Origin of the sequence: Caproicibacter sp., from assembly GCF_046707225.1 — a bacterium.
GTDB lineage: Bacteria > Bacillota > Clostridia > Oscillospirales > Acutalibacteraceae > Caproicibacter.
This window is the reverse complement of record NZ_JBJKOP010000051.1, coordinates 130,989-143,021: the sequence shown is the minus strand read 5'-3', so window position 1 is coordinate 143,021 and position 12,033 is coordinate 130,989. Positions and strand designations below refer to the sequence as shown.

Genomic DNA, 12,033 nt, shown 5'->3' with positions numbered 1-12,033 from the left:
GACAGTTTGACTGCTTCTTCTTTAAATTCCTTATCATATTTGCGCATTTCAAACACCCCATCATTCTTTCCTTAATTCTATCACATTTTGGGTGTTTGACCTCTGCACTTCTATGATACCGCTCCATTTCTATCATGGGTGGGACGATTGCAATAATGTTTTTTTACAGGAAGCAATTGCAAAAGTTCTAGCCTTTTGCTTTTTGATCAACATAAAAAGTTTGCAAAAAGTTCGCTTTGTTATATAATGATTTCAATTACGATACGAATATCAGCTATTTAAAAGGCAGGAGAACTATGGAGAATGTAGGAAATATATGGGAACGGATACTGTGTTGACCCTCTCCCCTTTGAACTTCATATAATGTGTACGCTCTGAGAAGGGGACCAGGACTGATGATTTATACAATGCGAACGCCAGTTATTAAATATTAATAAACGGGAGAACTTTAATGTTTATGATATTCTGCAATATTACGATCCTATAATTAATAAATTGGAGAGAAAAGAAGATGAGAAAATGTTGGAATTAAAAACAGTGATATTAGAGTGCAAGAATATTCCTAAGCTGCTGGATTTTTATGGTAGGTTAATATAGCCCTTGGAGAGGGGCTCTAAATACTACTACTTTATAAGGGCGAGGAAATCTTTATGGCTTGTACAACAATTCTGGTTGGGAAAAGAGCATCCTATGACGGTTCTACCATGATCGCACGAAACGATGATTCCGGTTCCGGTCATTTTACCGCTAAAAAATTCGTAACGATCCATCCCGGAGACCAATCGGCTGCTTACAAATCAGTGCTTTCCCATGTGGCAATCGAACTGCCCAAAAATCCCATGCGTTTTACGGCAGTACCGAATGCTGTAGAAGGCGAGGGCATTTGGGCCGCCAGCGGAGTAAATGAGGCAAATGTAGGCATGACAGCCACGGAAACCATTACTTCCAATCCGAGAGTGCTGGGAGCGGACCCGCTGGTAGAGTATCATCCGGCGCAGGACGGTCAACATGAAATTGCCGGCGGCATCGGCGAGGAGGATATCGTTTCGATTGTACTTCCTTATATTCACAGTGCCCGCGAAGGGGTTGAGAGGCTGGGTGGCCTTCTGGAAAAGTACGGTACCTACGAAATGAATGGTATTGCCTTTCAGGATGTCAATGAAATCTGGTGGCTGGAGACCATTGGCGGCCATCACTGGATCGCCAGAAAGGTGCCGGATGATGTTTATGTCGTGATGCCGAATCAGCTGGGACTTGACCGGTTTGATCTGGAGGATGCACTTACTGAAAAGAAAAACTATATGTGTTCAGATGACATGAAGGAGTTCATTGAGAAGAACCATTTGGACTTGTCGCTGAACGGAGACTTTAATCCGAGAGACGCTTTTGGAAGTCACAATGACGCGGATCATGTTTACAATACGCCGCGCGCCTGGTACATGTTGCGGTATTTTAACCCGCACACCAAAGCATGGGACGGTCCGGATGCGAATTTCAAGCCGCGTTCCGATGATTTGCCCTGGTGCATGGTGCCGGAGAAGAAGATCACTCCAGAGGATGTAAAATATGTGTTGTCCTCTCATTATCAGGGAACGCCGTATGATCCTTATGAGGGACATGGCGATCCAACGATAAAAGGTGTCTTCCGCCCAATCGGCATCAACCGAAACGATTTTATGGCTTTGATCCAGATGCGCCAGGACATCCCGGAAGAGTTCCGTGCGGTGGAGTGGATCGCATTTGCATCCAACGCCTTTAATGTACTGGTACCTTTTTATGCCAATGTATCCGCAACACCGGAATATCTTGCCAATACAACAAAGGAAATTTCAACCGATAATTTCTACTGGTCCAGCCGCATGATCGCCGCAATGGCGGATGCGTCTTACGGGAAGTCAGTATTTCATATTGAGCGGTATCAGCTTGCTGTACAGTCCAATGGGCATGCGCTGATCAGCCAGTATGATGAGAAGCTCCGGCGGGAAAGTGATATTGCAAGACGGGCAGTTCTTCGGGAACAGGCTAATCAGGAAATTGCCGAAATGTTGAAAAAAGAGACCGCTGAGACATTGGACAAAGTCCTCTTTGAATTGAGCAGCCAGATGAAGAACGCTTTCTCCAGATCGGATGCTTGATCGGAACACGGCGCTCAGTCTTATTTCCCGCTTTTTCACTGATATGGATTTAAGTCCTTTGGACGATGAGGGAATCAATTAGTATGATTAAGCGATTTGCGGCAAATCAGGCTTGGGCAAGATTGTGCCCTTTTATAGGTATTATTGCAACAATAGGCTTATTTGTTTTCAGCAGATGGGATCAGCCGGTTTTCTGGGCGCTCTGTAACATTCCTCTTTACTTGTTCCATCAAACGGAGGAACATTATTGGCCCGGCGGATTCAAAAAATTTATGAATGAGCAGGTCTTTAATCTGCCTCTCGGTGAAGAAAGAATAACCGATATTAAGATATTTTGGATTAATATAGTATTAGTATGGATTGCTTTCTTGATCTTTGGCATTGCAGCCTGCTTCAATATTGGTTTTGGACTTTTTATTATTATTTTTAGTATTATGAATTGTTCAACTCATATCTATCAGGGCATTAAGTTGATGAAATGGAATCCGGGCTTGGTAATGTCGCTTGTGCAGTTTTCTTTGTCAATCTACGCTGCTTATTTCATTTCTACCAACGGCCTTTCTGATGTAGCTACATGGTGGATTTGCAGTTGCGTATTTTCTCTTGTCATTCATATGATTGTGTTCAAGATTGTCATGTCAAAAAAATAGGACGGTTATTTCACAGGGGATCATTTCCGACCGACGTTTTAGGTCAAAAATTTATGAGGATTAATATTTAGTGGGAGGGACACATCTTACGCTCGAAAAACCTATCTGTGATGTCGATAGTTCAGCTTTTTCCTAAAACGGTGCCGAAGATGAAATGCAGGCTGTTGTAGAGATTCACTGTGCTGGAGGACTTTCCAGCATCCAGCTGATGAAGCAGAAACTCACGGATTTCCTCCTCTCCCATGGAATCGATGGGACGGTTATCAAAAAATCGGAGAAAAGCCGTCAGTTTTCCGAGGTATTCTTTCACCGTATGTGGCGAAAACCCTTGCAGTTTGATTTCGTCATAGGCACGCAGGTATACTTTTTCATTGGTCATGAAACCATCTTCCTTGAAAGTGATGATTCCATTGTACCGAAAGAAGAGAAAACCTGCCGCAATCGTAGCAGGTTCTTGAAAACGCAGCATCTATCCCAATCCAAACCACCGCGTCAGCGGTTTAGTGCTTTGTTTATTAATCCAATATGCGAGGTTTAAGTTGTAACTTCTAGGACCCACATCATGTGGATACCATCGAACAATATACAATGAATAAAAAGCAGTAAAGAAATGGGGCGAAATTTAGGTGGAACAGTTTTCAAAACCAGGTGTTGGCGGAATAATAGAACGAACGATTGATCAGGTTCCTCACATTTTAATACAAGAAAGATGCAAGGATGATGCACCATTGGAAAAAGGTATGATTGAAATCCCTGCCGGAAAAATAAGAGAATACGAAAATGTTTATAATTGCTTGAGAAGAGAGATCAAAGAAGAAACGGGCCTTGATGTAACTGAAATAGCAGGAGAAGCAGAATCGACCATTTATGAAGCAAACGGCTATCGGGTATTAAACTATACACCATTTAGTTGCTCACAAAATATAAAGGGTTATTATCCAATAATGGTTCATGTCTTCATATGTAAAGCGGAAGGAACTTTATTAAAAACGACTAATGAAACTCAAAATTTAAAATGGATCTCTCTATCGGAATTGGGCGAAAAGCTAAAAAATAGGGAAAATCAATTTTATCCAATGCATATTGCTACATTAAGGAAATACTTAAGATCTAAGGGCGTGCTGTAGGTGGCGGGATCGCCCCTTTCTTAATGCGCCGGATGAGTTCTTCGATAATCTGGAGCGACAGAAAAATCTGTCGCCCATTTTGTATATAACAGAAAGTCGGGATAGAGAAATGGACAATGAATTACTCCTGCATTTAGATAAATTACATACAACGGAAATGGGCGCTGACAGAATAAAAAGAAATCTTCAAATCGATGTTTCTGATGTTGTTAAATATTGCTGTGATATGATTACGAAAACTAACTCGCTTATCGAACGAAAAGGTAAGAATTGGTATGTTTCTGTGGATAACTGCAAAATAACAGTAAATGCTCAAAGTGATACGATTATCACAGCGCACAAGTGCATAAAATGAGCAAGCTGAGCGGGAGCAATGCCTCTGGGGGCCACAATCCAGTTATTGATTTAACACGATAGAGTGATAAAACGGAATCGGTGATTGATTTGACGGAATTATTTAGCATTTTCCCATACTTAGAGAGCAAAACACTGTTCGTCAGAAGAATGGTGGAAAGCGATGTAGATGCACTTGCGGAAATAACGGAGAACGAGAACGTTTATCGGTATATTCCGCCGTTTCTGTACAAAAAAAGCAAAAGCAATCTGCTGGCTGCCATTCGAAATCTCGGCGGAAGGGATTTTGAGAAAAAGAGATTCATTATTGCCGGAGTTTACTTGCATAGTGATCCGAATAAACTGGTTGGTTTGGCAGAGATGTTTGACTACAAGAAAAGGATCGGACAGATTACCATAGGGTACCGCATCAACGAAAATTACTGGCACCAGGGGATCGCCACAGAGATCGTTGATTTGTTAATCGAATATCTGTCTGCGGAGGTAAAGATCCCCGTTATCAAAGCATATGTTATGCCGGAGAATGTCTACTCGTCCAAGGCGCTGATGAAGAATGGCTTCAAAAAAGAGGAAGTCCTGACGGAAGGGAAAAATTGGGGTGGACAAGATACAGTCAATTTAGAAGGATATACTTATTCCCGATGACAAATTTCGATTGTCAGTGGAATTATGAGCATAACGGTCAGCTTGGAACATACTCTGAATGTGTAAACCCTGCGAAAATGTAATGAAGTGAGGTGCGAAAAAAGTGAAGGAATCGACCTGTGCCGAAATCATCAAAGATGAGACAAATCGCGCTTTATGGGAAGTTGAAAATGTCATTGCCTGCATTCCCGATGAACTTTGGGACAAATCCTATTGTGAGATGCCTTTGTGGAAGCACATCTACCACATGCTGCATTCACTGGATCAATGGTATATCAATCCGAGGGTGTATATTCAGCCCTCTTTTCATGAAAGGGAACTCAACAATCTGGACGTACAGAGCAAGAAACGACTCAATCGGGAGGATATCGGGCGCTATTTCGATATGTTAAAAAGAAAGATCACCGACTACAATGACGAGCTGACCGACAATATTCTGCTGCAAAAGCCGGAAAAGTGCGAGTGGACCCGCTTCACGCTTATTTTAGCACAGCATCGGCATTTGCACAGCCATATGGGAATGCTGATGGGCTTTGTTATTGAAGACACCGGGATGTGGCCTAAAACACTTGGTTTGGAACGACCAATCCCAGACGATGATTTTGGTACGTTCTTTTGATAAAGCAGGTCAACGGTAGGGGGAGGAACACCTGAATGGAGGAAAATATTAGAATTGTCCAGAAACATTATGATCAGGATGTAAAAGAGGAATGGGACAGGCTTGAAAAACATCCGTTTGAATTCATAGTGACGACTCGTATGATGAACAGATACATAAAGCCAGGGGATAAAATACTTGACATCGGCGGAGGACCGGGGCGCTATTCAATCTATTATACCCAAAAAGGTTGCGACGTTACTTTGGTGGACCTGTCATCAGAAAATGTGAAGTTTGCCCTTGAAAAATCCAAAGAACTGCATACCGGGATAAAAGCTGTTTCCGCAGATGCCAGAGATGTTGATAAGATTCTTGATGGCAAGTATGACCACATATTTCTTATGGGACCAATGTATCATTTACTCCGCGAAAAAGACAGAATTGCCGCACTGGATTCAGCTTTGTCTTTATTGAAAAACGGAGGATTCCTTTATATTTCTTTTATTTTAATGTTTTCAGGTATCATCTATGATATGAAATATATGCCTCAACTGATACTGGAGGATTCAGAACAGACATTCCTGAACGCCGTCTTAAAAGACAAATCGTACGCAGGGGATGCCTTTACGAAAGCATTTTTTATCAGGCAAAAAGACATATTGCCTTTCCTTGCGAGATTTCCGCTGAGAAAGAAACATCTTTTTGGACAGGAAAGCATTCTTTCTCCATGTGAGAAAAATATTCTTAGCCAGCCAGACGAAGTAATCGATAAATGGACGGAAGTGGCGGAAAAGCTATGTGAAAGAGAAGAGTATTTAAGCTATTCCGAACATGCTATGTATATAGGGCAGAAGGTAAGGTAACGGACAACAAATTATCCCACAAAAAACATCCTGTTTGGAAGGAGCGAAATAATATATGTTTCCTCATTGGATTTACATTGCTTTATCTTTTATTTCCATATTTGCAGTAAGCTTTATCTGTATGAAGAAAGGCTGGCACATTAGAGCTTTAGTCATATTTTTAGTGCTGTTTATAATGGAACAGCTTATAGGCTACGGAATGGACATCAGTGTTTTCATGGTAAATAAACCCCATGGATCTGGTGGAACAACGTTATCTTTCGGAAGTATTGTCATACCGCTATTTCTGGCTTTTCTCATTGATTATGCTGTGAAATTATTAAAAAAGACTACAGAATGAAATGCTGGGAAACGAAAGCGAACCAAAGCTTTATTTACTGCTGACGTCGGAAGCCTGCGCACACGGAAAGAGGTAATCTTGCGGTGAAAAATCTAAAAGTAGCTTTATTGCAGCTTCTGTCTGAAGACACTTTAGACGGCAATCTGAAAAAGGGAATGAGGTATTGCAGAAAGGCAAAAAGCATGGGCGCGGATATTGCATTGTTCCCTGAAATGTGGAGCGTCGGGTATCATATTCCTGAAGATATTGCGGAATTAAGAAGAAGTGCCGTATCCGCTGACAGTGACTTTGTCAATTCATTTGCCCAATTGGCAAAAGAGTTGAATATGGCGATCGGAATAACTTTTCTTGAAGACTATGAACCATCTCCCCGGAATACCCTGCTGCTGATCGACCGGTTCGGGAACAAAGTACTAACCTATGCAAAAGTACATACCTGTGATTTTGGCGAGGAACGCAGGTTGACTGCCGGCGATGATTTTTACGTTACCAATTTAAATACGGAACAAGGTAATGTGAAAATCGGCGCCATGATCTGCTTTGATCGGGAATTTCCCGAAAGCGCAAGGATTCTCATGTTAAAGGGCGCTGAAATTATTTTAGTTCCAAACGCCTGCCCGATGGAAATAAACCGCTTATCGCAGCTTCGGGCGAGAGCCTTCGAAAACATGGTTGGCATTGCGACTGTCAATTACCCACAAGGCCAGCCTGACTGCAACGGCCATTCTTCGGCATTCGACGGCATTGCATACGGGCCGGCCGATTCCGGTTCAAGAGATACACGAATCTTTGAAGCAGATGAACGAGAAGGGATTTTTATTGCGGATTATCCGGTTGATGAAATCAGAGAATATAGAAGTCACGAGGTGCATGGCAACGCATACCGCCATCCACAAAAATATAAGCTGCTCGTTGCTGAAAGCATTGAAGAACCATTTATTAGATCGGATTATCGGAAATAGCGAATCTCTTAAATTGTCCAGAATGAATAATGATATTTGTCCGTACTGCGGAAATAGTATGAAGTTATGCTATTTGGACGGAGTATGTTAAAATCAAATGCAAAGGAACGGATAAAAAATGATTTCGAGAACATGGCACGGTATTGTACCAATTCAAATGAGGGACTCCTTTGAAAAATATGAGCATGAAACAGGTGTGAAGGATACCGTTTCAATAAAAGGAAACAAAGGTGCCTATTTGAAAATTGTAGAGCAAGGGGAATATGCACATTTCTTTTTATGCACAAAATGGGACACAATGGATAGCGTGATGGCATATGCGGGCAATGACCCGACCATAGCCGTAACATACCCTGAAGATGAGAAATTCGGCTTGGTATCCGATCCGATAGTGGTTCTGCAAGAGGTTTCCGATACGGAAAATCCTTTTTTAAAGTATTATGATTTAAAATAAACGAAAAAAGGAAGTCCTTGTAATGTTTCGATATGTTCATACAAACATCATTGCCAAGAACGCAAACAAATTGATAGATTTTTATAAGACGGTATTTCATTGCGAAAGTATCAACGAGACACGGGACCTGCGCGGAGCGTGGCTGGACGGGCTTACCGGCTTGAGCGATGCGCATATTACAGGGGAACATCTTCTTTTGCCCGGCTATAACAAAGAGCATCCAACCCTGGAAATATTCTCTTACGATTCACTGAAAGAGACTGTTCCTGCAGAAATTAACCGGCCCGGCATCGCACATATAGCCTTTGAAGTGGATGATGTTGAGGCAACGCTAAAGGAAATTATCCGTGCCGGAGGAAGCAGCGTCGGGGAATTGGTTACTGCGGCCTATCCTGACGGGCTGGAAGCGGTTTTTGTCTATGCTAAAGACCCGGAAGGAAATATTATTGAATTGCAAAGTTGGAGAAAAGGAAAGGACTGACTTCAACTTGGATTTTATCGGTCGATAAACGGAGGCTTATATAAGGAGGCTCTAATGCGGATATGTTTTTTAACGTTAGGTTCACGCGGGGACGTACAGCCTTATGTGGCGCTTGCAAAATGCCTGATGAAGCACGGACATCAGACAACGATCTGCACGGGCGAAAGCTTTCAAAGGTTTATTGAAAGCAACGGAATTCACTTCAACAAGGCCACGCTGGATTTAATGGCTCTGGCAAATACTGCAAAGGGTAAGGCCGTTTTAGAGTCTCCTTTAAAACATATGGGACTTGCCATGCGGCTTTCCAAAAATGTTATCCGGCCCGCTTATCGCAAAACAATGGACGATTTTTATGACGGGGCGAAAAACGCAGATATTCTTGTGTATCATCCAAAGGCGTTAGGCGCCGTGGACATCGCCGTTCGTCTTGAAATTCCGTGTGTCAGCATGCCTCCAATCCCCGTTTCTTATCCAATCACGGAGTTTCCCAATCTTGCCGTGTCCCCAACGGCGAATTTTGGAAAAACAATCAACCGCATGACGTACCTGGTAAATCGAAAAGCCGAATCAATGCAGATCAAGGATATCAACGATTTTCGCGAAAAAACACTCGGTCTCCCGAAACGCAAAGCCGGAATCTACACGTTCGACCGGAGCGGGAAGGAAATCCCTACGGTCTATCCTGTCAGTCCGCTGCTTTTCCCCGAAGTAGAAAGCTGGAATGGCCATGTTTTTCTTGCCGGCTTTTTCTACTATCATTCGGAAAGTAACCTTGACTCTGATTTGGAAGCTTTTTTGGGGGACGGAAAAAAGCCGATTGCGGTTACTTTCAGCAGTATGCCGCTGAAAGATCCGGATACATTCATGAGAAAACTGGAAGCCGCCTTAGCCGCAACAGACAACCGGGCTGTGGTTTTGTCCGGCAACAGCGGAATTTTGAATTCGGACAACAAGCGGATTTACGTGACAAAGCAAGCTCCGCACGACTTGCTTTTTGCAAAATCGAAAGGCGCAATTCACCATGGAGGGGTGGGAACTATGGCTGCAGCACTGTGCGCCGGTGTACCGCAGTTAGTCATTCCGTTTTCAGTAGACCAGCCGTTCTGGGCAAACCGGCTTTATAAACTTGGCTGTTCCGTGAAGCCGCTGAGAGAAAAGACCATGACGGCCGATGATTTGTCGAATGCGCTCATCGATCTGGACAGCAGCGAAATTCGGCACACGGCAGGGGAACTTGCGAAAAAAATCAATTTGGAGAATGGCGTTGAAAATGCGGTTCGCTATCTTGAAAGCCTTGCATGATTTGCGTAATGATCTCCTGCGCGCAGGAGATCAAAGAAAACAAATCGGACAGCTCTGCATTTGGCAAAGTACGAACTGAGTTAACTTCTAACCTTTTTCATTATGGTTATAAGTTCTGCAACAGGGCAAGACGGCTATTTGAAATTTTACTCTGCCGAAAAAAGGAATCACAAGAATGAAAATGAAAACAACAACCGGGCATTTTGCATATATGCTCTTATGCGCCGACGGTACAGTCTATAGCGGCTACTCAACTGACCCGAACCGTCGTGCCGCAATCCATAATAGTGGGAGAGGCGCAAAGTATACACGCTCTCGCTTGCCCGTTGAACTGGTTTTTACGGAGTGCTTTCCTACAAAGGGGGAGGCACTAAAGCGGGAGGCAGCTCTCAAGAAACTAAGTCATCTTGAAAAGCTTGCTTTAATTTCATCCGGCTCAGTTCTATAAGGCTCAAAAATAAAAGCAGCCATAAGATTTTCACTATGGTTTGTAAGCGTTGTTTCATAATAAATTCTATTGTTTATCATAATTGGAGGCGATCGTTTAATGGGTGATGAACTGAAAATCAAAATGTACGCATTAACGTTGGACTGCAAAGACCCGTATGAATTAGCAAAATTCTATGCAGCGCTGCTCAAATGGGAAATAGCGTATCAGGATGAGGACTATGTATGTATAGGCGCTCCGGGCGCAGGGCAGGGGGCATATCCGGGGATAACGTTTCAGCGGAATCCTGAGTATCAACCGCCTGTGTGGCCGGAAAAGCCGGGAACACAGCAGCAGATGGCGCATCTCGATTTCGCGGTCAATGATTTGGAAAAAGCGGTCGAATATGCAGTCAAATGCGGGGCAACAATCGCAGATGAGCAATTTTCTGATGGCTGGAGAGTAATGTTTGACCCCTCCGGACACCCTTTTTGTCTATGTCAAATGAAGTCAATTTTTGAAAGTTCCAATTTTGCGCTATTATAAAAAGTTCTAAGCTCGGTTGAATGAGCACAGGAAGTCTCTCCTTCCTCACGAAATTATCACATTAGAAGCGCAATCGCTGTAATTTAGTTGTCGGACGATATCAGTCAAGGAAGTGATCGTATGCCCCCCAGGAACCGTTTAACCTCTGTACTGAGCTGAAACATAAATTGTACAGAGGAGTGCGCAGTAAATGAATCGATTAGAGAAACCGGCCTTAACAAGCGAGACGATCAGGGCAATGGAAGACATGTCATTTTTTACCCATTCTCTCATTTTCGACGACCTGCTGATTGTTGCCCAGAAGGAAACAAACTGTTTCGTATTAAAGACGAATGATGGATTGATTATCGTTGATGCCATCTGGCCGTCGAAAAAAGCTTTTGATGCTATCGTAGCTGCAATTAAGGATGTGGGATGGAATCCGGACACCATTAAAAAGCTTGTTTTAACGCATGGTCATGTTGACCATACGGGATGCGGTAAATGGTTTGTTGAACAATATCATGTGGACACATACCTCTCCAAAGCAGATGATGTTTTCTGGCAGGAACACCCGACAAAACCGGATAGACCTGAAACATGGAAAGATTACGATATTGATCACTATCTGCAAGATGGAGACACCATAACATTAGGCAACAAGACAATATTTGTCTACAGTACGCCCGGCCATACCCCCGGCTGCCTGAGTTATATATTTCCCGTAACAGAAAACGGAGAAAATCACATGGCAGCATTATGGGGAGGTACTACGCCGCCTTGGACAAAGGCTGAAGTGAAACAGTACCTGAAATCATTGGATTACTTTGTAGATGCGTCAATGCGCAAAAATGTAGATGTGGCTTTAAGCAATCATACGGCGATCGATAACGGTCTGGAACGCATTGCATACTCCAGAAAAAGATTAGCTTATATGCCTAATATTTATATCATTGGATCGGATGGATTCCAAAAATACTGTCAGGTATTTCGTACAATGAGTTTGGAAAGATGATCATGTCAAAAGTGTGAGGTTATGGCGGACTGAGAAGCTCGGGCGATGATTTAAGCTTCTCAGTCAGTGTACTTCATTCCGCACATATTTTGACAGCGCGAAACGAGTTTTCCACAAAAAGGATGTAACCCGACCCGGGCTATATCCTTAATTTT

General features: G+C 42.9%; 16 protein-coding genes. 15 read left to right on the top strand and 1 reads right to left on the bottom strand.

The genetic code is table 11. The annotated features are described in order from the left end of the window. Positions 1 to 650 precede the first annotated feature (650 nt). Together ACLQ3M_RS14585 and ACLQ3M_RS14580 are read left to right on the top strand one after the other, a co-directional pair. On the top strand, positions 651 to 2,135 hold the full coding sequence (locus ACLQ3M_RS14585) for a C69 family dipeptidase (RefSeq protein WP_411678418.1): 1,485 nt from the start codon (positions 651 to 653) through the stop codon (positions 2,133 to 2,135). 83 nt (positions 2,136 to 2,218) lie between these two features. Next, positions 2,219 to 2,785: an HXXEE domain-containing protein gene (locus tag ACLQ3M_RS14580; protein ID WP_411678417.1), complete on the top strand. Its 567-nt coding sequence runs from the start codon at positions 2,219 to 2,221 to the stop codon at positions 2,783 to 2,785. A gap of 121 nt (positions 2,786 to 2,906) precedes the next feature. Here the strand turns inward: ACLQ3M_RS14580 and ACLQ3M_RS14575 are convergent, their stop codons facing one another. Further along, the gene (locus tag ACLQ3M_RS14575) at positions 2,907 to 3,254 is read right to left on the bottom strand and encodes a site-specific integrase (RefSeq protein ID WP_411678416.1); all 348 of its coding nucleotides are present in this window, start codon (positions 3,252 to 3,254) and stop codon (positions 2,907 to 2,909) included. Positions 3,255 to 3,411: 157 nt separating this feature from the next. Here ACLQ3M_RS14575 and ACLQ3M_RS14570 point away from each other — a divergent pair, with 157 nt between their 5' ends. The 13 genes from ACLQ3M_RS14570 to ACLQ3M_RS14510 all read left to right on the top strand — a co-directional run bounded on the left by ACLQ3M_RS14570 (position 3,412) and on the right by ACLQ3M_RS14510 (position 11,878). Next, on the top strand, positions 3,412 to 3,912 hold the full coding sequence (locus ACLQ3M_RS14570; protein ID WP_411678415.1) for an NUDIX hydrolase: 501 nt from the start codon (positions 3,412 to 3,414) through the stop codon (positions 3,910 to 3,912). Between the two features lie 109 nt (positions 3,913 to 4,021). After that, positions 4,022 to 4,267 carry a DUF3781 domain-containing protein gene (locus tag ACLQ3M_RS14565; protein WP_411678414.1) on the top strand — a complete coding sequence of 82 codons (246 nt, stop codon included), beginning with the start codon at positions 4,022 to 4,024 and terminating at the stop codon, positions 4,265 to 4,267. A gap of 80 nt (positions 4,268 to 4,347) precedes the next feature. Next, entirely contained in the window at positions 4,348 to 4,911 is a 564-nt protein-coding gene (locus ACLQ3M_RS14560) for a GNAT family N-acetyltransferase (RefSeq protein ID WP_411678413.1), read from the top strand. A gap of 103 nt (positions 4,912 to 5,014) precedes the next feature. After that, positions 5,015 to 5,530 carry a hypothetical protein gene (locus ACLQ3M_RS14555; RefSeq protein ID WP_411678412.1) on the top strand — a complete coding sequence of 172 codons (516 nt, stop codon included), beginning with the start codon at positions 5,015 to 5,017 and terminating at the stop codon, positions 5,528 to 5,530. Between the two features lie 35 nt (positions 5,531 to 5,565). Further along, on the top strand, positions 5,566 to 6,372 hold the full coding sequence (locus ACLQ3M_RS14550) for a class I SAM-dependent methyltransferase (protein WP_411678411.1): 807 nt from the start codon (positions 5,566 to 5,568) through the stop codon (positions 6,370 to 6,372). Between the two features lie 55 nt (positions 6,373 to 6,427). Beyond that, entirely contained in the window at positions 6,428 to 6,712 is a 285-nt protein-coding gene (locus ACLQ3M_RS14545) for a hypothetical protein (protein WP_411678410.1), read from the top strand. 83 nt (positions 6,713 to 6,795) lie between these two features. Next, positions 6,796 to 7,674, top strand: coding sequence for a carbon-nitrogen hydrolase family protein (locus ACLQ3M_RS14540; RefSeq protein WP_411678409.1), 879 nt, complete (start codon positions 6,796 to 6,798; stop codon positions 7,672 to 7,674). A 118-nt stretch (positions 7,675 to 7,792) separates the two neighbouring features. Further along, positions 7,793 to 8,128, top strand: coding sequence for a hypothetical protein (locus ACLQ3M_RS14535; RefSeq protein ID WP_411678408.1), 336 nt, complete (start codon positions 7,793 to 7,795; stop codon positions 8,126 to 8,128). A gap of 22 nt (positions 8,129 to 8,150) precedes the next feature. Next, positions 8,151 to 8,609: a VOC family protein gene (locus ACLQ3M_RS14530; RefSeq protein WP_411678407.1), complete on the top strand. Its 459-nt coding sequence runs from the start codon at positions 8,151 to 8,153 to the stop codon at positions 8,607 to 8,609. Positions 8,610 to 8,663: 54 nt separating this feature from the next. Beyond that, positions 8,664 to 9,911 carry a glycosyltransferase gene (locus ACLQ3M_RS14525; protein ID WP_411678406.1) on the top strand — a complete coding sequence of 416 codons (1,248 nt, stop codon included), beginning with the start codon at positions 8,664 to 8,666 and terminating at the stop codon, positions 9,909 to 9,911. A gap of 175 nt (positions 9,912 to 10,086) precedes the next feature. After that, positions 10,087 to 10,359 (top strand): GIY-YIG nuclease family protein, encoded by a 273-nt coding sequence (locus ACLQ3M_RS14520; RefSeq protein ID WP_411678405.1) that lies wholly within the window; start codon positions 10,087 to 10,089, stop codon positions 10,357 to 10,359. A 99-nt stretch (positions 10,360 to 10,458) separates the two neighbouring features. Further along, entirely contained in the window at positions 10,459 to 10,884 is a 426-nt protein-coding gene (locus ACLQ3M_RS14515; protein WP_411678404.1) for a VOC family protein, read from the top strand. A 190-nt stretch (positions 10,885 to 11,074) separates the two neighbouring features. After that, entirely contained in the window at positions 11,075 to 11,878 is an 804-nt protein-coding gene (locus ACLQ3M_RS14510; RefSeq protein WP_411678403.1) for an MBL fold metallo-hydrolase, read from the top strand. Positions 11,879 to 12,033 lie beyond the last annotated feature (155 nt).

Coding starts and splice junctions, on each gene's coding strand:
- ACLQ3M_RS14585 (WP_411678418.1), top strand. CDS start 651: ATGGCTTGTACAACAATTCTGGTTGGGAAAAGAGCATCCTATGACGGT.
- ACLQ3M_RS14580 (WP_411678417.1), top strand. CDS start 2,219: ATGATTAAGCGATTTGCGGCAAATCAGGCTTGGGCAAGATTGTGCCCT.
- ACLQ3M_RS14575 (WP_411678416.1), bottom strand. CDS start 3,254: ATGCTGCGTTTTCAAGAACCTGCTACGATTGCGGCAGGTTTTCTCTTC.
- ACLQ3M_RS14565 (WP_411678414.1), top strand. CDS start 4,022: ATGGACAATGAATTACTCCTGCATTTAGATAAATTACATACAACGGAA.
- ACLQ3M_RS14550 (WP_411678411.1), top strand. CDS start 5,566: ATGGAGGAAAATATTAGAATTGTCCAGAAACATTATGATCAGGATGTA.
- ACLQ3M_RS14545 (WP_411678410.1), top strand. CDS start 6,428: ATGTTTCCTCATTGGATTTACATTGCTTTATCTTTTATTTCCATATTT.
- ACLQ3M_RS14535 (WP_411678408.1), top strand. CDS start 7,793: ATGATTTCGAGAACATGGCACGGTATTGTACCAATTCAAATGAGGGAC.
- ACLQ3M_RS14530 (WP_411678407.1), top strand. CDS start 8,151: ATGTTTCGATATGTTCATACAAACATCATTGCCAAGAACGCAAACAAA.
- ACLQ3M_RS14525 (WP_411678406.1), top strand. CDS start 8,664: ATGCGGATATGTTTTTTAACGTTAGGTTCACGCGGGGACGTACAGCCT.
- ACLQ3M_RS14520 (WP_411678405.1), top strand. CDS start 10,087: ATGAAAATGAAAACAACAACCGGGCATTTTGCATATATGCTCTTATGC.
- ACLQ3M_RS14515 (WP_411678404.1), top strand. CDS start 10,459: ATGGGTGATGAACTGAAAATCAAAATGTACGCATTAACGTTGGACTGC.
- ACLQ3M_RS14510 (WP_411678403.1), top strand. CDS start 11,075: ATGAATCGATTAGAGAAACCGGCCTTAACAAGCGAGACGATCAGGGCA.